The sequence below is a fragment of the Liquorilactobacillus satsumensis genome, assembly GCF_964065465.1.
Taxonomy (GTDB): Bacteria; Bacillota; Bacilli; order Lactobacillales; family Lactobacillaceae; genus Liquorilactobacillus; species Liquorilactobacillus satsumensis.
Genome location: NZ_OZ061606.1, coordinates 2,485,888 through 2,509,452, shown reverse-complemented (window position 1 = coordinate 2,509,452; position 23,565 = coordinate 2,485,888). Strand labels below are relative to the sequence as shown.

Below are 23,565 nucleotides of genomic sequence, written 5' to 3'. Positions count from 1 at the left end.
TTATGGAACACGTTTATGCAGAATAACTAGAAAAAGAGTGTGACATAAGTCGGGAAAATTTGAGTGCTAACTCGAAATTACGAACATAGCGAGTACTTTGCTATGAGTAATTCGAAGTTAGACGGAGAATTTTGACTTATGGAACACGTTTATCCGGAAAAAACTAAAGGGGCTGTGACAAAAGTTAAATTTTGTCACAGCCCCTTTAGTTTTTACATAGTCACACACATACCTCTGCTTAATTTTCTTGCGTAGTAAATACTAAATTTTCCTGGACGCCCAAATCAATTGTGACAGTTGAATGCGGCATTATTTTTCCGCTAATAATCTGCTTAGCTAGCGGTGTTTCAACATGATTAGTAATGAAGCGGGCTAATGGTCGTGCTCCATAAGAAGGCTCATATCCGTTGTGTGCAATCCAATCTTGAGCTTTAGCTGATAACTTGAGCGTAATCTCCTGTTCTTCCAACCGTTTAGACAGCCGCGTAATGAATTTGGCAACAATCTGTTTAATAGCTTCCATATTAAGCGGAGTAAACATAATAATATCATCAACCCTATTCAAGAATTCGGGTTTAAAGTGAGTTTGCGCTAATTGCAGCACTTGTTGTTTAACCTCAGCTGAAATCTGCCCATTTTTAGCCTGATCCAGTAAAATACTCGATCCAAGATTAGACGTCATAATAATGATTGTATTTTTAAAGTCCACTGTACGACCCTGACCATCAGTTAACCGTCCATCGTCAAAAACCTGTAACAAGATATTGAAGACATCCGGATGCGCCTTTTCAACTTCATCAAGCAAAACAATCGTGTACGGATTACGCCGAACAGCTTCTGTTAATTGTCCACCTTCTTCATAGCCAACATACCCAGGAGCAGCACCAACCAGCCGCGAAACAGATTGTTTTTCCATATATTCACTCATGTCAATGCGCACCATATGCTTTTCCGAATCAAACAAATTTTCTGCTAAGGCTTTAGCTAACTCCGTTTTGCCGACTCCAGTTGGTCCCAAAAACATGAACGTTCCCAACGGTTGGTTTGGATCCTGCAAGCCTGCACGTGCACGCAAAACTGCATTTGCAACCGCATCAACTGCTTCATCTTGTCCTACCACACGTTGGTGCAGGCTTTGGGGCAATTGTAGCAGTTTCTCGCGTTCGCCTTGAACCAACCTAGCAACTGGGATCCCAGTCGTGCGACTAACAACTTGTGCAATCTCATTTTCAGTCACGGATTCTTCAACGAGCCAATTATCGGGCCGATCTGTCTGTTCCAACTTTTTAAGTTCTTTTTCCAGTTGCGGGATCGTAGCATGCTGTAACTTCGCAGCTTTTTCCAAATCATAATTATTTTCAGCTTCTTCTAATTCATGCTTAGCCCGATCCAATTCACCTTTTTTGTTGCTAAGTGTTTGTATATCTGCCTTTTCGTCTTCCCAACGCATTTTAAGCGTATTTGTTTTTTCGCGGGTTTCTGCCAGCTCATTTTGCAGTTCTGCCAACCTTTTTTGCGAAGCGGCATCACTTTCTTTCTTCAAAGCAGCCTCTTCAACCTCTAGCCGCATCAATTGACGTGTCGCTTGATCCAGCTCTGTCGGCATGGAGTTCATTTCAACTCTAATTGTTGCACACGCTTCATCAATCAAATCAATCGCTTTATCTGGCAAAAAACGGTCCGTAATATAACGATTTGAAAGTGTTGCCGCAGCCACAATTGCATTATCATGAATGCGCACACCATGATGAATTTCAAAACGTTCTCTGAGTCCACGCAGAATTGAAATTGTGTCTTCAACACTTGGCTCTTGCACCAATACGCGCTGAAAACGGCGCTCAAGTGCCTTGTCTTTTTCCAAATATTCGCGGTATTCATCTAGGGTGGTTGCCCCAATCAGATGCAATTCTCCCCGTGCAAGCATTGGTTTCAGTAAGTTGCCAGCATCCATGCTGCCTTCAGTCTTTCCAGCACCGACAATGTTGTGAATTTCATCAATGAAGAGAATAATCTGCCCTTCACTTTTAGTAACTTCTTTTAGAACTGCTTTTAAACGTTCTTCAAACTCGCCACGATACTTTGCGCCAGCGATCAAAGAACCCATATCCAATGAAAAGAGCTTTTTATCTTTTAAGTTATCCGGAACATCTTTGCGAACTATTCGCTGCGCCAGTCCCTCAACGATCGCTGTCTTCCCCACACCAGGTTCTCCAATTAGCACAGGATTATTTTTGGTCTTACGCGATAAAATCCGAATAACATCTCGAATTTCCTCGTCTCTGCCAATTACCGGATCCTGTTTGCCACTACGCACCTGTTTGACCAAATCAATTCCATATTTCTCAAGTGCTTTGTAATTTGCTTCTTGATTTTTTGACGTCACCCGTTCTCCTCCTCGCAAGTCTTGCACAACTTGTAGTAATTTCTTGTAAGTTAATCCATCTTTTTCAAGATAAAGTTTTAGCGGATTATATTGAAGCTTCATTAAAGCTAATGTCAAAGTGTCGAGCGCGATATATTCATCACCCAGCTTTGTTTTAACTTCAGCAGCTTTTTGCAATAACTGAACTAGATTCTGACTAAAACTTTGGCCATACGCAACTTGACCTTCAACAACCGGTACTTGGTCTAATTGCCGATCAAGTTCATGTTCCAGCTCCGGTAAAGAAACTTGCACCCGTTTGAAAAGATCTGCTCCAAACTCACCGGGTTGAATCATCACTTTAAAAAGTTGTGGAATATCAATCTCTTGTTGTTTGCGCGTCACTGCAACTTGCTGGGCTTGTGCCAAAGCCGCTTGTGCTGCGCTTGTCAGCTGATCTTCTTGCATTCTTTTCCCTCCTCAGATGCTTCCAAGCAAAAAGCGCCAGACTTAAGCTGACGACTTGGAAACACCACTCTTTATTATTTATTATAACCCGAACGTGTGTTCATGTTAATCTTTTTGCACTGTTGCGAGCTTGATAATTTCTAAAATCACATCTGTTGCTTTTTCCATTACCTGAGCTGAAACAAATTCAAAGCGCGAGTGCATATTTTCACCACCCGCAAAAATATTTGGTGTCGGTAACCCCATAAATGAGATTTTTGAACCGTCCGTACCACCGCGAACTGGGTAAATAATTGGTTTGATCCCTAAATTCTTCATTGCTTGTTGTGCGAGTTCAACCACTGTCATATCTTTTTCAATGACTTCCCGCATATTATAGTACTGATCTTTCAAGTCCAACTGTAATCGCCTTTGCCCATAAAAATTATTCATTTCGGCAACGATCTCTCGCATCAGCTGCTTCCGCGCCTCAAACTTAGCACGATCATGGTCTCTGATAATATATGTCATCAGCGCCTCATCGACGGTTCCGTCAAGTTGCAATAAGTGAAAGTAACCCTGTCTGCCATCTGTTTTTTCAGGAACTTCAGCAGCTGGCAACTTTTCATGGAAGTCAAACGCTACCTGTAAAGCATTTACCATAACTCCCTTGGCAGTTGCGGGGTGCACATTCTTCCCGCTAATTTTTAATTTAGCTTGAGCAGCATTGAAGGTTTCATATTCCAATTCACCCAACGGTCCTCCATCAACCGTATATGCTAGTTGCGCGCCAAACTCGGAAACATCGAAATGATCTGCACCAGTCCCAATTTCTTCATCAGGACCAATTCCAATCCGAATTTCTCCATGCTTGATCGCTGGATGCTGCTGTAAATACTCAACTGCAGTTATAATCTCTGCAATTCCAGCCTTATCGTCTGCCCCTAAAAGGGTATCACCTGCAGCGGTAATCAAATCATGCCCGCTGTAGTTCTTTAAATTCGGAAAATCTTTAGGGCTCAGCTCATACTTGCCCTGATCGCCGAGTCGAATTGCTGAGCGACCATCGTAGTTTGGAATAACTTGAGGTTGCACATTCTTAGCATTGAAATCAGCAGTATCCATATGGGCAATAAAGCCCAGCTTTTTAACAGTGGTCTGTGCTGCCAAATTACTAGGCAAGGTTGCAAAAACATAACCGCTTTCAGCAGCAATCCGCACATCTTGTAAACCAATTTTTTGCAATTCTGCCACTAATTCTTTGGCGAATAAAACCTGTGTCTGAGTAGAAGGAATAGTTGTTGATTTTTCATCAGAACGCGTTTCTTTTTTGGCATAGCCAATAAAGCGCGTAACCAAGTTAGGGTATTTAGTCATCATAAAAACTCCTTATAAAGTTATAATCGTCTAGATAAATTTAAACGGATCTGTGTTTAATTTGGAAGAAAAGACCTCAATCTGCCAGCCAGCTTCTGTATTCCAGGTGTTGAATTTGGCCGCCAACTGCTGCTTGCAAATCTGTTCAATATGATGTCCTGGATCAACCGCTGACAAACCACAGGCCAGTAGATCATGACCTGTATGGTAAGAAAGATCTCCCGTAACATACATTTGAGCTCCTTGTCGCTGAGCGGCTTGATAAAACTGCCCACCGCTGCCGCCTAAAACTGCCACTCTTTTGATACTTTGCTGTAAATCAGAACTGATTAAACGTAAGTGTGGCACTGCAAAAATTCGTTTACAATCCTCTGCAAATTGTTGCACGCTCATCTCACGGGGAAGATTGCCGACACGCCCCATTCCGTATTTTTCACCCATTTCTTTTAAAGTAAAAAGATCAAAAACCGGTTCTTCATATGGATGAGCCGTTCGCATTGCAGCAAGAACTCTTCTTTTTTTACTTTGCGGAAAAACGACTTCGACTTTTTCTTCGGTGACACACGCTAATTTTTCGTGTGCGCCGTACGCCGGATCTGCTTTGGCAGAGGGCACAAAGCGTCCAGTTCCCTTAACCGAAAAAGAACAATTGCGATACTCTCCAATCTGACCAGCACCTGCAGCTGCAAGCGCTCTGCGCATTTGATCTGCGGCATCACTAGGCACAAAAACAGCTAACTTGAGCAAAGGCAATTCACGAACTGGCAAAAGTGGTTTAGTCTCTAAAAGCCCTAATGCTTCAGCAAGCCAATCGTTCATTCCGCCATTTGCATTATCAAGATTAGTGTGTGCGGCATAAACTGTGATATTGTGCTTGATCAACTCCGCATACATCGCATTTTGTGGAACACTCAAATCAAAGTTTTTTAGCGGATGAAACATTGCCGGATGATGCGCAAAAATAAAATCTACATTGTTTTTAAGTGCTTCTGCTACAACTGCGGGACGCACATCAAGTGTGACCATCATTTTTTTGACTTGTGCATTGTAATCACCTAGTTGCAACCCCACTGGATCGCCTGGTTCCGCCAAGGACTGTGGCGCAAATTCCTCAAAGCGGTTAATAATATCACGCACTTTGGTCATTTAGAACACCTTCGATCTGTTTAATTTTTTGTTGCATTCTTTGTTGTTGTTCAACCGGGAATTCTTTAGCTTTTTTCAATTGTTGTAAAACACGCTTAATTTTAAAAGCTTCTGCTTGCCATTTTTTCAAAAAAGGGGCACTTTGTTCTCTGCGTAAAAAGGGACCAAATTCATAATCAAGTTCGTCCAACAGTACCTGTTCAGGCTGATACTGTGCAACGAGTATCTCATAAATATGTTGGTCTTCTTCTAAAATCTCTTCTGCTATCAGCTGATAACCGTTAGCACCTAACCAGCGCCTAAGTTGGGGTGTACCGACATTCGGCTGTAAAATCAACTTAGGATGTGCTTGCAGCTTATCCTTGCCATCTTCCAAAATTTTTTTAATCAACGGCCCTCCCATCCCACAAATTGTAATTGTGTCAATTTGATCATGGTCTTCAATTGCGGCTAGTCCATCGGCATGCCGCACCTGTACTAGTTTTGTAAGTCCTTCATTTTCAATCTCATGCAGCGTGTTAAGGTATGGTCCCTTAACAATTTCACCTGCAACAGCATACGAAATTCGTTTGTTTAAAGCCAGATATGCGGGCAGATAGGCATGATCCGATCCGATGTCCGCAAGTCGGGCAGCTTGGGGCACATATGCGGCCACTTTAAGCAAACGCTCAGACAAATGTCTTGCATCCATTTAGCACACTCCTTAGTATTCTAACCTAAAGTATAGCGAAAAATTTCAGATAAAAAAAGGGACAAGCGCAAAACAAAAGGAGCTGTGACAAAATTTAACTTTTGTCACAGCCCCTCTTTTATTCCGGATAAACGTGTTCCATAAGTCAAAATTCTCTGTCTAACTTCGAATTACTCATAGCAAAGTACTCGCTATCTTCGTAATTCCGAGTTAGCACTCAAATTTTCCCGACCTATGTCACACTCTCTTTTTGGACGCAATCATGATCAACGCATCATTTTTTAAGCTTTTGCTAACGCGTTCTTTAAATCTGCCACTAAATCGCTGGCTTCTTCAATTCCAACTGACAACCGAATCAATTCGTTCGTAATTCCATTTTTTAGCCGGATCTCTTCCGGAATTGAACCATGTGTCATGATCGCTGGAACCTCTACTAAGCTTTCAACTGAACCCAGACTTTCCGCCAGTGTAATCAATGACAAATTTTCAATGAATTTTTTAACAGATAAGCCTTGCTTAAGTTCAAATGAAAGCATTCCACCAAACCCATTCATCTGTCGTTTGACAATCTCATATCCCGGTGCCTCCGGATCACCAGGATAATAGATTTTCCCAATTCTGTCATCTGAACGCAAGAAAGAAAAAATCTCCTGTGTATTATGTTCATGCGCCTTCATTCTAACAGCCAAGGTCTTAATTCCACGTTGCAATAACCAGCTATCCTGCGGTCCTAGAATACCACCAATTGCATTTTGCAAATACCCAATCTTTTCCCCAAGTTGTTCGTTTTTAGTAACTACCAAACCAGCAACCAAATCACTATGACCCCCTAAATATTTTGAGGCACTATGTACCACAATATCAGCACCCAGGTCCAATGGTCGTTGAATGTATGGTGTCGCAAAAGTATTATCTACAATTGTTAATAATTCATTTTCGTGTGCCAGTTTGGCTAAAGCTGCGATGTCAGAGATCCGCATTAACGGGTTAGTTGGGGTTTCAAGATAAATTGCCTTGGTATTTGCTTTAACAGCCGCTTTGACAGCCGCCAGATCGCGGGTATCAACCGTCGTAAATTCTAGCCCCAGCCTTTTAAGAACACTATTGATCAACCGGAATGTCCCACCATATACATCGTTGCCAACAATAATGTGATCTCCTGTCGAAAAGAGCGTAAAAACGGTATGAATTGCAGCAGATCCTGAAGCAAAGGCAAATCCGGCGGCCCCATTTTCCAAATCGCGAATCAGCTTTTCAACTGCTTCACGTGTCGGATTCCCTGTTCTGGAGTATTCATAACGTGGACTGCCACCTAGTTCCTGTTGTGCGTAAGTAGATGTCTGATAAATGGGAACATTAACCGCACCCGTTGCCTGATCTTGACTGATACCTGCATGAATTAACTTTGTATTGAATTTCATTTTAATTTCTCCTTTTTCTCTTTAGTCGTATATTTTTTGACTGAGGTAGCGTTCACTACTGTCTGGAAAAACAGTCACGATGTTACTGTGCGGTGGCAAAACTTCTGCTAACTTTAAACTGGCTGCTAAAGCTGCCCCGCTTGAACTGCCAATCAGAAGGCCTTGTTCTTTAGCACTTCTTTTAACCCACGAAAAGGCCGCTTGGTCACTAATTGTAAAGATATGATCAACATTTTTTTTATCTAGAAAAGGAGGAATAAACTCAACCCCGATTCCTTCGGTCCGATGGGCATGTTGTGGCCCGCCATTTAAAATAGAGCCTTCCGGTTCGACAATCGCAGTTTGAATAGCTGGGGATAATTCTTTAAAGTAACGTGCCATCCCAACAAAAGTTCCTCCGCTGCCAACTCCTGCAGCAAAGCCATCAATTTGCAGCTGATTTGCGGCCATCTCACGCGCAATCTCAGGAGCAATACTATGATAATATGCATCTGGATTATCCAAGTTTTTAAATTGCATTGGTACATAACTATCAGGGGTTGCTGCCGCTAACTCTGCTACTTTTTTAATCGCACCAACAATTCCGTCTTCACTAGGTGTGTGCACTAATTGTGCACCAAGTGCTTTCATTAGGGTTTGTTTTTCTTGACTGAATTTTTCAGGAACTACTAGGATTGTTTTCAGATCATAATAACTGGCTGCAAGCGCCACCCCGATCCCTGTATTTCCGGCCGTGGGTTCGATCACGGTCATTCCTTTATGCAGTTTGTGTTCCTTGAAAGCTTGCTCGATCAGATAAAAACCCAAACGATCCTTGATACTTCCACCTGGATTATTCATTTCAAGCTTGGCAAAAATTCTTGATCCATGCGGAACTTCTATTTCTAGTTCAAGTAAGGGTGTCTTTCCGATCAGTTCTTTTACTGAATGGTATATCATTTCCATTTCCTCCTTAAAGTAACAAGAAAAAGGGCGCGAATCTGAAATAGATTCGCGCCCTGTGCGTAAAAGGTTTGTTAATGGCAGTTTTTAACTTTTGAAGTCTCTTCTAAAATGACTCCAACTCAAAACGGCCGCATCCTTTACACCAACACGCGGAATGCGACAGCTACAGCAGTTATTTGTCATTTTATTAAAAGTAAAAGCAACCATTACAAATACCTCTCTTCTTATTACTTTGAATCTTACTACCTAGTTTCATAAAAAGCAAGTTCTATTTTAAAATATCCTTTATTCAAGAAAATCTTTTAATTGTTTTGAACGTGATGGGTGTCGCAGTTTACGCAAAGCCTTTGCCTCAATTTGACGAATTCTTTCACGTGTAACCCCGAAGACTTTTCCGACTTCTTCTAATGTTCTAGTTCGGCCATCATCAAGTCCAAAGCGCAGCCGCAACACATTTTCTTCCCGATCGGTTAAAGTGTCTAAGACACTCTCAAGCTGTTCTTTCAACAGCTCATAAGCAGCATGATCGGCAGGACTGGTTGCATCCCGATCTTCAATAAAGTCGCCTAAATGCGAGTCATCTTCTTCACCAATTGGTGTCTCAAGTGAAACCGGTTCTTGGGCAATCTTTAAAATCTCACGCACCTTATCTGTCGGCATATCCATCTCGGCACCAATTTCTTCCGGCACGGGTTCTCGTCCAAGATCCTGCAGCATTTGTCGTTGAATCCTAATTAATTTATTGATCGTTTCAACCATGTGCACCGGAATACGGATAGTCCTAGCCTGATCAGCAATCGCACGTGTAATTGCCTGTCTGATCCACCAAGTAGCATAAGTTGAAAACTTGAAACCTTTACGATAATCAAATTTTTCAACAGCTTTCATCAAGCCCATGTTGCCTTCTTGAATCAAATCCAAAAAAGACATCCCACGACCAACGTACCGTTTTGCAATTGAAACAACCAAGCGCAAGTTAGCTTCTGCTAACCGCTGTTTAGCCTCTTCATCGCCTTTTTCAATTCTCAAAGCCAAAGCAACTTCTTCATCAGCAGTCAGTAAATTAACACGCCCAATCTCTTTTAGATACATCCGGACTGGATCATTAATCTTGACTCCTGCTGGAGCAGATACATCACGATCATTAGAAGCTTTTTTAGCCTCAGAAGTCGCTGCCTTTAAACTAGCAGCACTTGGTTCACCCTTTTCATCTACAACCGAAATGCCAGCATCTTCTACAGCTTGAACTAATTCATCCATCTGCTTTGCCTCTAATTCGAAAGGAACGACCATTTTCTTAGTTAAATCATTATAATTGATTTGTTTTTTTGGCTTATAATCTCTAATCAAGCTGCGTAATGCTTTAACATAAGCAGGATTTTTGGTGCCCTTGTTTAAACTTTCTTTTGCCATGGGATGGCCTCCTTATAATGATGCTGATTTTTCTGACTGCTGTTGGCGCAACAGCTCAATTAATCCAATTGTCAGTTTTGTTACAAGTTCCTCGTTATTCATTCTTTTCGCATCCGCCAACTGTTGCTTCACATCCTTAATGCGTTGTTCCAGCGGAGATTGCTGCATAATCACTCTCACGCAGTCAGAAAACTCCTCTTCGTTTTCTTCCCCAGAATAATTTTCAAGCTCTAACCCTATCAGCAGCTGCCTGAGTCCTTCATCATCCAAAAAATCTAAGAAGCGTGCAGTCTCATATTCAGGATACACATTAAAGTAACCTTCCGCAATCGTATACAGTTCTTGATAACCATCATGTACAAATGCATAGCTTGGCAGTTGCCTCAACTTCAACCGAATATTTGCACTGTGCAACAAACGATACAATAGCAAACGTTCTGCTTTTTCTACCCGTTCATATTTTTTGGGGGATGCATTACCGGCAACTGGACGGCTTGCTTGTGCTGGTTTCACTAGTGCTTTACTATTACCGCTTTTGCGCATAAAATCGTTTAACTGCGCAGCTAAACTGTCCTTATCAACTCCAAAGCGCTTCGCTAATTGATTAAGGTATAAGTCTCGCTCAATTGGTGAAGTAACCCCTGCTAATTGCTTCAAAACATCAGCAATATAAGCAAGTTGGTCATCCTCATTGGCTAGATTGCGCCCTTGTTCATAGTAATGCAAGTAAAAGGCAAGTCCAGTCTCATGTGTGTTCTGTGCAAGTTCCTTAAAAGCAGCTTCACCATACTTACGAACATACTCATCAGGATCAAGCGCCTCAGGCATCCGGATTACACCAAGTGTCATTTTAGTAAGCGGTTCTAGTAACGAGAGTGCGCGCGCAGTTGCGGTCTGCCCAGGAGAGTCTCCATCATAACACAAGTACATTTTGGACGTTGTTCTTTCCAACAAATAAATTTGTTCATTTGTTAGACTTGTCCCCATGGAAGCTACTCCATTTTTGATCCCCGCGCGATAGGCTGCCAGCACATCCATAAAACCTTCGAATAAAATTACAAATTGTTTCTGCCTGATTTCTGTTTTAGCTTTGTCAAAATTAAATAAGACTTTGCGTTTGTTGAAAATCGCGGTTTCTGGGCTATTAAGATACTTGGGCTGTTTCTGATTCTGCGCTAGCGAACGTCCAGAAAAAGCAACGGTTTTGCCTTGCACATCTCTAATTGGAAATAATACTCTTCCCCGAAAGCGCCCCCGCAGATCGCCCGTCGCCGTTTCACTAAAAAGGCCAGATTTGCGCAGCAGTTCCTGCTTGACCTTCTTCTCCTGAAAAAAGGGTAACAGAAGTTCTTTTTGCGGTGCAAAACCGAGCTTGAATTCCGTAATCATGTCATCACTAAGGCCACGTTTGTGCAAGTATTGGAGCGCCTCTTCACCCATCGCTGTATTAATAAGAATGTGGTGAAAAAGTTCTGTTGCATCAGCATAAAGCTGCTTTAACTGCGTTGTTTCCGAGGATTCACTGTCAACTGCACCATTTTGTGACTGTAACACATCCGCATCAAGCTGAATATTCCCGAGCTCTGCAACCCGCAACACCGCATCGGGAAAACTCAGATTTTCAATCTCCATGATGAATTTAAAAACATTTCCACCACGGTGACAGGAAAAACAGTGAAAAATTTGCTTTTGTTCAGTAACAGAAAAAGAAGGTGTCTTTTCTTCGTGAAACGGACATAAACCAAAAAAATTCTTCCCTGATTTGCTCAGTTGAACATATTGGCTTACGATATCAACAATATTGACACCTGTTCTGACTTTTTCAATTACCTCTTCAGGTATTCTGCGGCTCAAAAGATCACCCCGCTTAATTTCCAAAAATGTTTCAAGGACATAAAAGCCGCACAGCTAGTGCGACTTTCAAAAATACAATCATTATTAATTATACAATATCACCTAGGAAAAGCAAACAATTGCTTTGGGAGAAACTGATTTAACGCTCTACTTGACGTTCAGCTTAGTCAGATCGCCGAATGGTGCGGTCAGATCAGCAATTTTAACTAACTGTGCTAAGCGATTATTACGTACCGCTTCATCCTTTGCCATCACCATAGTTTCTTCAAAGTACTCCGCAATCACAGGCTGCAAGGTTTTCAATAAGACATAGCGTTCCTCACTTGTTTTTCCTTTGCTGTCTGCAGCCACACTCTCTACCGCAGCGTATAGTTTAGTTTCTGAATCATTTTCAAATAACTTTTTATTGATAATTTTCAAATTAGCAGGTGAAACTTTTTTTGCCAAACGTAAAACACGTGTTAAAGCTTCGATTGTCTCTTTAAAATCAACCTCGACCTTATGCTTTTGCAGCACTGCTGCCGCTGCCATAATCGCGACAAACGAATTTTTTGTAAGGGCTGTGACAGTCTCGACAACATCATAATCGAATTGCTCACTGCTTAAAAGCTTCTTAATCCGTTCAACAATAAATACCTCGACTTCTGCTTTATTATTTTGCGGGGCGATCTTCGCGTATAAGCTAGGAGCCTCCTCATAGTTACGGGTCACAAGCGCCGTTAGATCAACAGCAGAAAGCTGCCATTTGCGTGCTAACAAAATTCTAACAATCCCTGTTGCTTGCCGTCTTAGTGCATAAGGATCATTTGAACCTGTTGGTACCATTCCAGCAGCAAAGAAGTCCATAATACTATCTAATTTATCCGCTAATGCCAAAACTGCACCGACAACTGTTTGTGGTAACTCACCCTCTGCAGAAATCGGCAGGTAATGTTCCCGAATTGCCGTTGCAACAGCTGGTTTCTCTCCTTGGAGCAATGCATACTTTTCACCCATGACTCCTTGGAGTTCAGAAAACTCACCAACCATGCCTGTTACCAGATCAAATTTATAGATCTGAGCTGCCCGTAAAAGAGCAGTATTTTCGGTCGGAGATAATCCTAAAATTTTACCAAGTTGCTGTGCCAACAAATGAACCCGCGCCATTTTTTCAGAGACTGTGCCGATTTTATCATGCAGCATTACTCTTTTAAGGCGTTCCACAAACTCTGCAATTGTATGTTTCTGATCTTCATGGTAAAAGAATGCCGCATCCTCTAAACGAGCAGTCAGCACCTTTTCATTTCCAGCAACCACTTTTTCAAGATATTCGCGATTACCGTTACGCACTGATACAAAGTTAGGCAGTAACTTGTCATTTTGATCCAAAACATAAAAGAAACGTTGGTGATCTTTCATCGAAGTAATAAGAACCTCGTCTGGAATTTCTAAGTATTTAGCAGCAAAATGTCCTGCAAAAACAGTTGGATATTCCACTAAGTTGTTAACTTCCTCTAATAGTTCAGGCTCAATGACAATTTTCCAAGCATTTTTTTGCGCCAGTTCTGTGAGTTGCTGTGTAATCATTTGTTTGCGCTGTGCAGCATCTGCAATTACATACTCCGCTTCTAGAGCCTGAGGATAAGCAGCTGCATTTTCTAAGCTGACTGTTTTCCCAAGAAAGCGATGTCCCTGTGAAAGCCGATCCGTCTTAACATCCAGAATCTGAAATGGCACAACTGTGTCATCCAGTAATGCAACTAGCCAGCGTAATGGTCTGACATACTTAAAATCATTATTTCCCCACCGCATCATTGTTGGGAAGGTCATTGACGCAACCACTTGCTGAAGCCCTTGGAGGACTGTTGCGGCACTTTTTCCGGGAATGAATTTTTTCACGTAGGCATATTCGGTCCCCTTAAGCTCTTTAAAAAAGATTTGCTCTGGTGAACTTTTTTGTCCTCGTGAAAATCCAATTGCAGCTTTCGACCAATTACCATCCTTATCCAAAGCAATCTTTTTAGCCGGACCTTTGGCTTCTTCTTCAAGATCAGCTTGCTTGTCTGCCAAGTTCTCAATCTTGACCGCCAAACGCCGTGGAGTTGAAAAAGAAACAAGTTTGCCAAAGGGGAGCCGCTCTTCTTTTAAAAACGCAGCTACTCGTTGGACAAGCTGTGCTGCACTTGGTGTGACTACATGTGCTGGAATTTCTTCCAAACCAATTTCAAGCAAAAATGTATGACTCATCCTCATTTATCCTCCTTCAGCAATGCTGCCCGCACTTTTTCATCTTTGATTAACGGGAAACCTAATTTCTTTCTTTCTGCCACAAAAGCCTTGGCAATGGACTTCGCTAGATTGCGAATGCGTGCTAAGTAACCTGCTCTTTCTGTCACTGAAACAGCACCGCGTGCATCAAGCAAGTTAAATGTATGACTACATTTTAGTACATAGTCGTAAGCCGGATGAACTAAGCCATTTTTAATCTGTTTTTTGGCTTCCGTCTCAAAAGTATCAAAAAGTTTAAACAGCATTTCCTGATTACTTTCTTCAAATGAATATTTGGAATGTTCATATTCCGGTTCACCAAAGATATCACCATATTTAACTCCATCAGCCCACTCAAGTTCAAAGACTGAATTAACATTTTGAATATAAGACGAAAGTCGTTCAAGGCCATATGTAACTTCGGCCGCAACGGGACGCACTTCCAGCCCCCCAACTTGTTGGAAATATGTGAATTGGGTTATTTCCATGCCATCAAGCCAAACTTCCCAACCAACACCGGCGCATCCCATTGAAGGATTTTCCCAATTATCCTCAACAAACCGAATGTCATGTTCTTTGGGATCAATGCCTAATGCACGCAGACTGTCGAGATACAACTCCTGAATATTTTCTGGTGATGGTTTCATAATTACTTGGAACTGATGATGTTGATACAGACGATTAGGGTTTTCACCATATCGCCCGTCAGCAGGACGCCGTGATGGTTCCACATACGCTGCACTCCATGGTTCTGGTCCAATTGCACGCAAGAATGTATATGGACTCATCGTCCCTGCTCCTTTTTCAGTATCATATGACTGCATCAGCATACAGCCTTGTTTTGCCCAAAATTGCTGCAGAGTTAAAATAATGTCCTGCAAAGTCATTGTTTTAGCCATGTTACCCCTCCTCAAATTTTGATCGCAGCGATCTTAAAAAGCTGGAAGCATAAAAAAACCTATGCAACCACATTTAAGGTCACATAGGGACGATTCGATCTAATCGCGGTTCCACCCTACTTCTAGCACTAAAGCTAGCAACTTAATTAATTACGGCTCCAAAAACGCCAACAATAAAACAACCTACCCGCTTGCACCAATCCGAGTTCGCTATTCAAGTCATTGTATTGCCCTTTTTTATCATTGCCTTCATATTCAAAGACTAGGATAGTTGACAAACAACTATTTGTCAATCCCTGGACGCAACTTCAAAATATTTTGATTTTGCTTTAACATCTCATCCAAAAAGTGTTTAGGCTTCAAGCTGACCCCAACATCATTGTTATAAATTTGATCTAGCGTATCACGCAGCTTCACCTTAGTTTCTTCCTTAAGGTTAATCGAACGCAAGCGTAAAAGATCCACGCGGGCTAAGAAGCGCATAAAATAAACCGTCCGCTGATCCAAATGCATCCGATTACGATCAACTGACCAGTGGTGCTGACAAAGCAAGCCCCCGTAACTCTCTGAAAAATCGAATGTACCGCTTTGACGACCGCAGATGACACACCCTTTTAGATTCGGTTTAACGCCAAAGTTCTCAAGCAACTGAAGTTCAACAATATTGGTCACAATTCCAGCATCAAGTCCATGATCAATTGCAGCTAAAGCCGCCACAATCCGCGGATACCAAATTCCAAGTGGGCGTGCATCTCCAAAGGCTGCAGCCACTAATCCTAGAATATAGGTTGCATAAGCATTCAATAAAATATCTTGGCAAATCTGCTGGTACTGCGCAACATCTTTAACCGCATCAATAAAAGACAAGCCGTCGTCGTTAATTGTTCCCGTATAAGAAGCAGTGGTAAAGGGCAAAATAGCTGCCCCCAGCTTGAAACCACGTTTACGCGCCCCACGGACAAAAAACATTTTAAAGCCATAGTGGTCAGTTAAGATCTTAACCAGCATATCCCGTTCGCGATAATCGCGCCTGAACATGACAATTCCTTCAAATTCAGCCATTCTAGTCGTTCCCAAGCTGACCACCTCCCGTCATGCTTTTTAATAATCGTCTTGCTTGTAACCAAAAGCCTGCAGATCAGCTTTTTTATCCCGCCAATTTTCTTGAACTTTGACCCAAAGTTCAAGATAGACACGGTCACCCAAAAGATGTTCGATCTCTTTTCTAGCTCGAGTTCCGATCAGTTTGAGCATTTTACCGCCCTTTCCGATTAAGATTCCCTTTTGCGAGCCGCGCTCAACGATAATTGTTGCTTGTACGAGTACTTTTTCTTCATCTTCACGATGAATTCTATCGACAATTACAGCCACAGAATGCGGTACTTCTTCGCGTGTTACCTTGAGCACCTGTTCTCTAACCAATTCTCCTGCAATAAAACGTTCTGGATGATCCGTAATCTGATCATCCGGATAAAATTGCGGTCCGGCTGGCAACTGTTTTCCAAGTGTCGCTACCAATTCTTCACAATTATTTCCTTTGAGAGCTGAAATTGGGAAAACTTCTTTAAAAGCTAATTCATTGCGATAAGAATCAACAATTGCCAATAAGTCATCAGGATGAACCTGATCAATTTTGTTAATGACCAAGAAGATAGGCTGTTTTACCTGTTTTAGACGCTCAATAATGAATTGATCGCCTTTGCCTTTTTTTTCAGTAGCATTAACCATAAAAATTACACAATCAACTTCATTTAAAGTGGATAAAGCAGACTGCACCATAAAATCACCTAGACGACTATGCGGCTTATGAATCCCTGGAGTGTCTATAAAAACAATTTGAGTTGTAGCAGTTGTATAGATTCCTTGAATCTTGTTTCGCGTGGTCTGTGCCTTATCACTCATGATGGCAATCTTTTCGCCGATTACTTGATTCAAAAATGTCGATTTCCCGACATTTGGTCTCCCGATGATTGCAACAAAACCGGAATGTGCTTTGCTTTCCATTAATAAACCTCTCTTCGTATATTAAAACAACGCCAATAAGTGCGGAATGAAAATAACCGCGCCGCTAATTGCCGCAAAAACCGCTGTCACAAAAACCGCACCGGATGCAATATCCTTAGCTTTTTTTGCCAATGGATCACGTTTACATTCTGTAATCAAATCCACGACGTTCTCCAAGACTGTATTCCAAAGTTCACTTACCAATACCAAAGTGACGCAAAGCCCCAGCCAAAGCCACTCAAATAAGCCAAGCTGTAGGAGCCACGCAAGCAAAAAAACTGCAATTGCAGCAAAGGAATGAAACCTCAGATTCCGTTCTTCTTTCCAAGCCGTCAACAACCCAGCAGAAGCGTGACAAAAAGATTGCCAAAAATGGCGATGTTTCCATTTATTCTTTTTATTTTTTAAGTCCATAAGCATCTAAAATCTTTCGTTGTAATCCAAACATAACTTCCTCATCTTCTTTGCGCATATGATCATAGCCATTCAGATGCAAAAAACCATGCACGACTAGGAAACCTAGTTCCCGCTCTTCAGAGTGCCCAAGATAAGCAGCCTGTTCCTTAACCTTGTCCACTGACACCATAATATCACCAATATTTTTAGGAACATCAAATTCAGCATCATCTGGAAGAATGATTGGAGTGTCATCATCACTTTCTTCTTCAATCGCAAAACTAATCACATCAGTTGGTTTATCAACTCCACGGTACTTTTTGTTGATTTGATGGATCTTCTCATTATCCATTAATGTGACAGACATCTCAGTGTCGGCCGGTAGATCAATGTATGCGCCCGCAAAATCTAATACTTTTTGCACCAATTCAAGTCTTGCTTGCGACACCTTTTTGGTATCATCAAAAATTTCTAAATCCACTACACTCGTCCTTCTTCTTTACTTTGATTTGCATAAGCTTCAATGATCTCCGCAACAACTGGATGACGGACTACGTCAGCAGCATCGAAGTTAACAAACGCAATATGGGGGCGCCCTTGTAAAACTCTTTGTGCATCAATCAGGCCGCTTTGGCTATGACCGCGGGGCAGGTCGATTTGTGTCTGATCACCATTCACAACCATCTTCGAACCAAAACCAAGACGGGTTAAAAACATCTTCATCTGCGCCCGGGTAGTATTTTGGGCCTCATCCAAAATTACAAAGGCGTTTTCTAAAGTCCGTCCCCGCATATAAGCAAGTGGAGCAATCTCAATAACGCCACGATCAAGCAGTCTTTCCGTGTGCTCTTTACCTAAGATTGCATGCAAAGCATCATAGATAGGGCGTAAATACGGATCAACTTTTTCTTTGAGATCGCCCGGCAAAAAGCCCAAAGATTCACCTGCTTCAACCGCGGGACGCGTTAAAATAACACGTTCTACTTGATTCTTCTTCAGCGCTGAGATTGCCATTACAACGGCTAGAAATGTTTTCCCAGTACCCGCAGGTCCAATCCCGAAGATTAAGTCATTGTTTCTAATAGCTTGAACATACTGACGCTGGCCAAAGCTCTTAACCCGAATTGGCCGCTTCTTTTGATCTTTTAAAAGTACATCGGTGTAAAGATCACGGAAATACGTTAAGGTCCCACGTTCAGCCATCTTAATTGCTGAAAGGACATCTGCATTTCCAAGGGTTACGCCTTGTCCCAAGACGGCTGCAAGCTGCTGCAAAACTGCCAGCGTACGGTCAACAGCGGCTGCTTCACCCTTAATTTTTATTTGGTCACCAAAAGGACTGATAATAACATTTTCATTTTCTTCAAGCAGTTTAACATACTTATCATGTGTCCCCAACAAAGCAGCACTTTGTTGTGAATCCTCTATTTTAAACTCTTTTTCAACTAATTGTTTTTCAGCCAATCCGCATAGACTCCCTCAATTAAGCATTATATGCAATATCATAGCATAAAAAAAGCTGAAACAAAACCCGTAGGATTCCATTTCAGCTTGGATTCAACTAAAACCAGTTGAATACTATTAATTACTAACCTAATAACGACTTAACCGCCGCATTTACCAGCTTGCCATCAGCACGCCCTTTAACTTTAGGCATCACTGCGCCCATCACTTTACCAAAATCAGCTTTTGAGGAAGCATTAACCTGTTTGATTGTTTCTGCAACAATCTCATGGACCTCTGCTTCACTTAATTGCTGTGGCAGGTAACGCTCGACAACTTTAATTTCTTTTTCAAGACCAGAAACCAAGTCGGCACGCTGCGCCTTTGAAAACTCTGCTAAAGAATCTTTTCGCTGTTTCAATTCACGAGATAACACACTGATTTCTTCATCAGAAGTCAATGGTTGACCAGTTTTGATCTGCTCGTTCATTACGGCTGCTTTTAACATCCGCACAGTACTCAAAGTCTCTTTATCGTGAGCCTTCATCGCAGTTTTCAAATCATTATTTAATGAATCAAGTAAGCTCATCAGTTCTATCCTCCTTAGGAATTAGAAACGACGCTTATTTTTACGCTTTCTTGCTGCTTCAGATTTTTTCTTGCGTTTCACACTAGGCTTCTCATAGAACTCACGTTTCCGGTATTCTTGTAAAGTACCAGTTTTTGAAACGGAACGTTTGAAGCGACGAAGAGCATCATCAAGAGATTCGTTTTTACGAACGACTGTCTTTGACATTTTGTTTCCCTCCCTCCGAGCTTAAAATGTAACCGTTATATTCTGCATAAATACACAAACTTTTAACAGTTCTTAACTATTATACATAAACCTTTATAGCACGTCAATAACACATCGGCAACAAATCAATAATTTAATTGTTCTTAAGCTCTAACACCCTTTTCTTAAATTATTCCTGTATACTAAAGGAGTTCAAAAACTATTCAGCAACTGGAGGAAAAAAGATGGATGTGAAGAAAAAAATGGCTGTTTTCATCATTTCTGATTCAATTGGTGAAACAGCGTATAATTTAGCAACGGCCGCAACAGTTCAGTTTCCAGATGTCGAATTTGACTATCAGCGCTTTCCCCTAACCAAGACGACCTCTTTGCTTGCAGGAATTTTAGAACAGGCAAAGCGCGCAGATGCTTTTATTGTGCATACTCTCGTTGGAAAGGGACTTGCCGCCTATGTTAACGAGTTTTGCGCCGAAAATCAGCTTTGCGTCCTTGACGGCATGTCAAAGCTCATTCAGACAATCAGCAGCAAGACTGGCACAACACCTCTTCTCCAAGCAGGCCGCAACCACAAATTAAACAAAACATACTTTAGTCGGATTGAGGCACTTGAATTTGCTGTTACTTACGATGATGGTAAAGATCCGACTGGTTTTCTAAAAGCAGATATTGTTCTTTTAGGAGTCTCACGCACCTCAAAGACTCCACTTTCTTTGTATTTAGCAAATAAAAATTACAAAGTTGCCAATTTGCCGCTGGTTCCTCAGACAAGAATCCCAGAAGAGTTATGGCAGGTGGATCCCAAAAAAATCTTTGGTTTGACTAATGATCCGCAAGTATTGAACAATATTCGCCGTGAACGACTGGTCACATACGGCCTTAACCCTGAAACAAATTATTCAAATCTAAACAATATCGAAGCTGAATTAGCGTTTGCAGAAAAACTTTACCACAAAATTGGCTGCCTTGTAATTAATGTTTCAAATAAATCAATCGAAGAAACTGCTACCTTAATTACCGAAAGTTTGCCGCTTAATCACTGATTGAAGCTATTCACTCGTAAACAAGGCAAGTACCTCTTCTTGTGGAATACCTGCAAAATAATTATCTAAGTGCTGTTCTTCTAGAACAGCACTTAGTTGTGCATGCTTAAAAGGCAAGCCCTTTAATTTGGCCTGTAAGTCACTCACTGGCTGTGTCCCGAAGAAGTCACCATAAATTGTAACTTCCTGGATTAATCCTTTTTCAACTAAGAAGCGCACGTCAATCGTGCCATTTTTAAAATGTTTCCTCTTCTTAACCGTAAATTGTGGGGAATTGCCATAAACCCAGTCCCAATTAGCATAATACTTTGCCACCAACTGCTCAATCTGCGCTTCATCTTCACTATCTAAATGATACTCAGACTGCCGCATCGCTTGCAAAGAATCTGCTTTGAGAATCTTCAAAATTAGCGCATCCCGGAAGTCTGCTGTTGTGATTCCTTGATATTGTTTATCTAAATAAGGCATCAAGTTGGTTACGCGGCTACGCACAGACTTGATGCCTTTTGAAGCAATTTTGTCTGCCGGGACGTTCAATGCTTTAGTAACTTCGGCAAGATCAACATTAAACATGAGGGTTCCATGACAGAATGTCTTTCCGCCTTTAGTATACATTGCATTGCCAGAAAATTTTTTGCCCGCAATCACAATGTCATTTCGACCTGTAACCGCAGCTCCAGTTGCCCCCATTGCATGTAAAGCTGTTACGACTGGTGCAACCAATTGCTTAAAATCGCCAAAAAGACGCCGATCAGCTGGAACAACAAAACTAAATGAAAGATTCCCTAAGTCATCATACATCGCCCCGCCGCCTGAAAGTCTGCGTGTTACAACAATCTGATGTTTTCGACAATATGCTTCATTAATTTCCTCAAATGTATTCTGATTCCGACCGACAATGATACAGGGCTTTTGAATATAAAAAAGCATAAAAGGCAGTTCAATCTTATTGCTTTGCATTAAGTACTGCTCAGTTGCCAAATTTCGTCTAATATCTGTTGTAGGCATCACTACATACCGCATTTTCATCGCTCCTTACTTTTTAGCTGATCTTTGTTAACCTCTGTATTATAACGCTTTCACTTAAAATACGACAATCAAAAAAGCGGCCCGCTACTGACCAAGGTCAACGCAAGTCGCTTAGCTTAAAAAGGTTATTTACTTTAACTATGGAACACTTCACTAACTTTAAACTACTTTGCCATTTATCTATTCAATTAGGTTAAAGGCGCGCATTAATTACCGGGCTGTATTTATAATTTGCCGGCTTGTGCCAATACCTTTTTTTGCATTTCCGGGTCAAATGTTTGTGTTTTAAGCATCTCAATTTCAAAAGCATACGGCGGATACTTATGATTTTTGTCTGGTCCAACATAAGGAGTCTCCATGATTTTGGGTAACTCTGCGAGTTGTGGATGGTGCACAATGTAGTTCAAAGTGGAAAAGCCGATCGTGCCAAAGCCAAGATTTTCATGCCGATCTTTATGCGCACCACGCTCATTCTTTGAATCATTGACATGGACGACTTTCAAACGGTCCAATCCAATGATATGGTCAAACTCATTCAAAACACCATCAAAGTCATCCTTTACATTGTATCCTGCATCATTTGTATGGCAAGTGTCGAAAGTAACTGACAGCTTTTCATTGTAGGTAACTCCAGCAATAATTTGTGCTAATTCTTCAAATGTTTTCCCAACTTCGGTTCCCTTCCCAGCCATTGTTTCAATTGCAATTTGCAAATCTTGTTCTGGGGTAAGCACTTCATTCAAGCCCTTAATAATATTGGCAATTGCTGCGGGAGCGCCGGCACCCACATGTGCTCCTGGATGAAATGTCATCTGTTTTGCACCCAATGCTTCAGCTCGCTCAATTTCATCGTGCAAAAACGAAACTGCAAAAGTGAAATTTTCAGGTTTTTTAGTATTTCCAAGGTTAATAATATATGGAGCATGAATCACAATATTGCTAAGACCATGTTGTTGCATAAACTCTTTACCTGCTGGAATATTCATTTCAGCAATCGGCTTTCTGCGCGTATTTTGTGGCGCGCCTGTATAGATCATAAAAGTAGTGGCATGATAGGCAGCCGCTTCTTGGGCAGAGCCCAAAAACATCTCTTTGCCCTTCATCCCTACATGTGAACCTAATAACATATGTAAAGCCTCCTTGATTTTTTAAATTAGTGGAAATAATTTAAGGTTCTGGTTCATAAAAGCGGCCCATAATCTGGACATTTTCCGCAATACTAACAAACGCATACGGATCGGATTCTTCCATTGCAGCTTTGAGATCATGCTGCTCATAGCGTGAAATAACGGTAAATAGAATTGTTTTTTTATCATGCCGATATGCGCCTTCTGCACCGTGAACAATTGTAATTCCGCGCCGCATATGGCTTTGAATACAGTCAACCACACTTCTCGGCTTGTTTGTGACAATCATGACCTGCATTTTTTGTTGGCGTGTGTACACCATATCCATGACACGTGCATTGACAATCAGACCCAGAGCAGAATAAAAAGCATACGGCCACCCGTAAACAGCGCCCGCTGCTAACACAATAAAGGCATTAAAACACATATTGATGGTCCCGATACTTTTGCCAGTCTTTTTGCGCAGCGTCAACCCGATGATATCCAAGCCGCCAGTTGAAATTCCATTTTTCAATGCCAAACCAGTTCCAAAACCATTGATTGCGGCACCAAAAATTGCACAAATAATCGGATCAGTTGTCAATGTAATGGGCTTCAATAATTTAATCATTATACTCGAAAAGACAACTGCTAAAAAAGTAAATAAAGTGAAACGATGCCCAATTTGGAGCCATGCCAGCAAAAAAAGCGGAATGTTTAACATAAATAAAAGCAGCGCAGTCGATGGGTGAAACAAACCCTGATTTCTCGTAAGTGTCTCTAATAACTGCGCCAAACCGGTGATTCCGGAAGAATAAATCTTACCTGGTGTCCAAAAAAAATTCATCGCGATTGAAACAAGAATGCCATAAATAAAAGCTGTTGATGCACGAGCCACATACTGGTGTCTTTTCCAAATTCGCTGAAGTTCATCCATAAGGTGTTCTCC

Annotated in this window: 21 protein-coding genes; 1 reads left to right on the top strand and 20 read right to left on the bottom strand. The window is 41.5% G+C overall.

Features of this window, described 5'->3' with window-relative positions:
• Nucleotides 1-238 precede the first annotated feature (238 nt).
• From clpB to rpsU, 17 genes are all read right to left on the bottom strand, one after another.
• A complete protein-coding gene (gene clpB / locus AB3Y88_RS11780; protein ID WP_056960287.1) occupies nucleotides 239-2,830 on the bottom strand; it encodes an ATP-dependent chaperone ClpB in 2,592 nt (863 codons plus the stop codon).
• A gap of 105 nt (nucleotides 2,831-2,935) precedes the next feature.
• Nucleotides 2,936-4,186, bottom strand: coding sequence for a peptidase T (pepT, locus tag AB3Y88_RS11775; protein WP_056960285.1), 1,251 nt, complete (start codon nucleotides 4,184-4,186; stop codon nucleotides 2,936-2,938).
• 30 nt (nucleotides 4,187-4,216) lie between these two features.
• The gene (locus AB3Y88_RS11770; protein ID WP_228887902.1) at nucleotides 4,217-5,332 is read right to left on the bottom strand and encodes a Nif3-like dinuclear metal center hexameric protein; all 1,116 of its coding nucleotides are present in this window, start codon (nucleotides 5,330-5,332) and stop codon (nucleotides 4,217-4,219) included.
• On the bottom strand, nucleotides 5,316-6,023 hold the full coding sequence (locus tag AB3Y88_RS11765; protein ID WP_228887901.1) for a tRNA (adenine(22)-N(1))-methyltransferase TrmK: 708 nt from the start codon (nucleotides 6,021-6,023) through the stop codon (nucleotides 5,316-5,318). The genes AB3Y88_RS11770 and AB3Y88_RS11765 overlap by 17 nt, the downstream gene beginning before the upstream one ends.
• Before the next feature lie 281 nt (nucleotides 6,024-6,304).
• Nucleotides 6,305-7,444: a PLP-dependent aspartate aminotransferase family protein gene (locus AB3Y88_RS11760; protein ID WP_228887900.1), complete on the bottom strand. Its 1,140-nt coding sequence runs from the start codon at nucleotides 7,442-7,444 to the stop codon at nucleotides 6,305-6,307.
• A 21-nt stretch (nucleotides 7,445-7,465) separates the two neighbouring features.
• Complete coding sequence (locus AB3Y88_RS11755) at nucleotides 7,466-8,383, bottom strand: PLP-dependent cysteine synthase family protein (protein ID WP_228887899.1); 918 nt, start codon at nucleotides 8,381-8,383, stop codon at nucleotides 7,466-7,468.
• Nucleotides 8,384-8,674: 291 nt separating this feature from the next.
• Nucleotides 8,675-9,802, bottom strand: a complete 1,128-nt coding sequence (gene rpoD / locus AB3Y88_RS11750) for an RNA polymerase sigma factor RpoD (protein WP_056960276.1) — start codon at nucleotides 9,800-9,802, stop codon at nucleotides 8,675-8,677.
• Between the two features lie 12 nt (nucleotides 9,803-9,814).
• On the bottom strand, nucleotides 9,815-11,656 hold the full coding sequence (gene dnaG / locus AB3Y88_RS11745; protein WP_228887898.1) for a DNA primase: 1,842 nt from the start codon (nucleotides 11,654-11,656) through the stop codon (nucleotides 9,815-9,817).
• A gap of 147 nt (nucleotides 11,657-11,803) precedes the next feature.
• Entirely contained in the window at nucleotides 11,804-13,882 is a 2,079-nt protein-coding gene (glyS, locus tag AB3Y88_RS11740) for a glycine--tRNA ligase subunit beta (RefSeq protein ID WP_228887897.1), read from the bottom strand.
• A 2-nt stretch (nucleotides 13,883-13,884) separates the two neighbouring features.
• Nucleotides 13,885-14,802: a glycine--tRNA ligase subunit alpha gene (glyQ, locus tag AB3Y88_RS11735; protein ID WP_228887896.1), complete on the bottom strand. Its 918-nt coding sequence runs from the start codon at nucleotides 14,800-14,802 to the stop codon at nucleotides 13,885-13,887.
• Between the two features lie 282 nt (nucleotides 14,803-15,084).
• Nucleotides 15,085-15,864, bottom strand: coding sequence for a DNA repair protein RecO (gene recO / locus AB3Y88_RS11730; protein ID WP_228887926.1), 780 nt, complete (start codon nucleotides 15,862-15,864; stop codon nucleotides 15,085-15,087).
• A 39-nt stretch (nucleotides 15,865-15,903) separates the two neighbouring features.
• Nucleotides 15,904-16,806: a GTPase Era gene (era, locus tag AB3Y88_RS11725; RefSeq protein WP_054756313.1), complete on the bottom strand. Its 903-nt coding sequence runs from the start codon at nucleotides 16,804-16,806 to the stop codon at nucleotides 15,904-15,906.
• 21 nt (nucleotides 16,807-16,827) lie between these two features.
• On the bottom strand, nucleotides 16,828-17,220 hold the full coding sequence (locus AB3Y88_RS11720) for a diacylglycerol kinase family protein (protein ID WP_056960360.1): 393 nt from the start codon (nucleotides 17,218-17,220) through the stop codon (nucleotides 16,828-16,830).
• On the bottom strand, nucleotides 17,204-17,683 hold the full coding sequence (ybeY, locus tag AB3Y88_RS11715) for an rRNA maturation RNase YbeY (RefSeq protein ID WP_054756314.1): 480 nt from the start codon (nucleotides 17,681-17,683) through the stop codon (nucleotides 17,204-17,206). Before ybeY ends, AB3Y88_RS11720 begins: the two co-directional genes overlap by 17 nt.
• Entirely contained in the window at nucleotides 17,683-18,666 is a 984-nt protein-coding gene (locus tag AB3Y88_RS11710; protein WP_056960268.1) for a PhoH family protein, read from the bottom strand. Before AB3Y88_RS11710 ends, ybeY begins: the two co-directional genes overlap by 1 nt.
• A gap of 124 nt (nucleotides 18,667-18,790) precedes the next feature.
• On the bottom strand, nucleotides 18,791-19,234 hold the full coding sequence (locus tag AB3Y88_RS11705; RefSeq protein ID WP_054756316.1) for a GatB/YqeY domain-containing protein: 444 nt from the start codon (nucleotides 19,232-19,234) through the stop codon (nucleotides 18,791-18,793).
• Between the two features lie 21 nt (nucleotides 19,235-19,255).
• Nucleotides 19,256-19,441 (bottom strand): 30S ribosomal protein S21, encoded by a 186-nt coding sequence (rpsU, locus tag AB3Y88_RS11700; protein WP_003694124.1) that lies wholly within the window; start codon nucleotides 19,439-19,441, stop codon nucleotides 19,256-19,258.
• Between the two features lie 224 nt (nucleotides 19,442-19,665).
• Between rpsU and AB3Y88_RS11695 the strand changes: the two genes are divergently transcribed.
• A complete protein-coding gene (locus AB3Y88_RS11695) occupies nucleotides 19,666-20,481 on the top strand; it encodes a pyruvate, water dikinase regulatory protein (protein WP_228887895.1) in 816 nt (271 codons plus the stop codon).
• Nucleotides 20,482-20,487: 6 nt separating this feature from the next.
• Here AB3Y88_RS11695 and AB3Y88_RS11690 read toward each other — a convergent pair whose 3' ends face one another.
• From AB3Y88_RS11690 to AB3Y88_RS11680, 3 genes are all read right to left on the bottom strand, one after another.
• On the bottom strand, nucleotides 20,488-21,504 hold the full coding sequence (locus AB3Y88_RS11690; RefSeq protein WP_228887925.1) for a lipoate--protein ligase: 1,017 nt from the start codon (nucleotides 21,502-21,504) through the stop codon (nucleotides 20,488-20,490).
• A gap of 230 nt (nucleotides 21,505-21,734) precedes the next feature.
• Entirely contained in the window at nucleotides 21,735-22,637 is a 903-nt protein-coding gene (locus AB3Y88_RS11685) for a deoxyribonuclease IV (RefSeq protein ID WP_056960264.1), read from the bottom strand.
• A gap of 40 nt (nucleotides 22,638-22,677) precedes the next feature.
• Complete coding sequence (locus tag AB3Y88_RS11680; RefSeq protein WP_054756322.1) at nucleotides 22,678-23,553, bottom strand: YitT family protein; 876 nt, start codon at nucleotides 23,551-23,553, stop codon at nucleotides 22,678-22,680.
• Nucleotides 23,554-23,565 lie beyond the last annotated feature (12 nt).

Bases quoted from the DNA above. Each gene is read 5' to 3' on its own strand.
- AB3Y88_RS11690 (WP_228887925.1), bottom strand. From the start codon at position 21,504: ATGCGGTATGTAGTGATGCCTACAACAGATATTAGACGAAATTTGGCA.
- pepT (WP_056960285.1), bottom strand. From the start codon at position 4,186: ATGACTAAATACCCTAACTTGGTTACGCGCTTTATTGGCTATGCCAAA.
- glyQ (WP_228887896.1), bottom strand. From the start codon at position 14,802: ATGGCTAAAACAATGACTTTGCAGGACATTATTTTAACTCTGCAGCAA.
- AB3Y88_RS11685 (WP_056960264.1), bottom strand. From the start codon at position 22,637: ATGTTATTAGGTTCACATGTAGGGATGAAGGGCAAAGAGATGTTTTTG.
- AB3Y88_RS11755 (WP_228887899.1), bottom strand. From the start codon at position 8,383: ATGATATACCATTCAGTAAAAGAACTGATCGGAAAGACACCCTTACTT.
- era (WP_054756313.1), bottom strand. From the start codon at position 16,806: ATGGAAAGCAAAGCACATTCCGGTTTTGTTGCAATCATCGGGAGACCA.
- recO (WP_228887926.1), bottom strand. From the start codon at position 15,864: ATGGCTGAATTTGAAGGAATTGTCATGTTCAGGCGCGATTATCGCGAA.
- AB3Y88_RS11680 (WP_054756322.1), bottom strand. From the start codon at position 23,553: ATGGATGAACTTCAGCGAATTTGGAAAAGACACCAGTATGTGGCTCGT.
- rpoD (WP_056960276.1), bottom strand. From the start codon at position 9,802: ATGGCAAAAGAAAGTTTAAACAAGGGCACCAAAAATCCTGCTTATGTT.
- AB3Y88_RS11705 (WP_054756316.1), bottom strand. From the start codon at position 19,234: ATGAGCTTACTTGATTCATTAAATAATGATTTGAAAACTGCGATGAAG.
- clpB (WP_056960287.1), bottom strand. From the start codon at position 2,830: ATGCAAGAAGATCAGCTGACAAGCGCAGCACAAGCGGCTTTGGCACAA.
- AB3Y88_RS11770 (WP_228887902.1), bottom strand. From the start codon at position 5,332: ATGACCAAAGTGCGTGATATTATTAACCGCTTTGAGGAATTTGCGCCA.
- rpsU (WP_003694124.1), bottom strand. From the start codon at position 19,441: ATGTCAAAGACAGTCGTTCGTAAAAACGAATCTCTTGATGATGCTCTT.
- AB3Y88_RS11765 (WP_228887901.1), bottom strand. From the start codon at position 6,023: ATGGATGCAAGACATTTGTCTGAGCGTTTGCTTAAAGTGGCCGCATAT.
- glyS (WP_228887897.1), bottom strand. From the start codon at position 13,882: ATGAGTCATACATTTTTGCTTGAAATTGGTTTGGAAGAAATTCCAGCA.
- AB3Y88_RS11695 (WP_228887895.1), top strand. From the start codon at position 19,666: ATGGATGTGAAGAAAAAAATGGCTGTTTTCATCATTTCTGATTCAATT.
- AB3Y88_RS11720 (WP_056960360.1), bottom strand. From the start codon at position 17,220: ATGGACTTAAAAAATAAAAAGAATAAATGGAAACATCGCCATTTTTGG.
- AB3Y88_RS11760 (WP_228887900.1), bottom strand. From the start codon at position 7,444: ATGAAATTCAATACAAAGTTAATTCATGCAGGTATCAGTCAAGATCAG.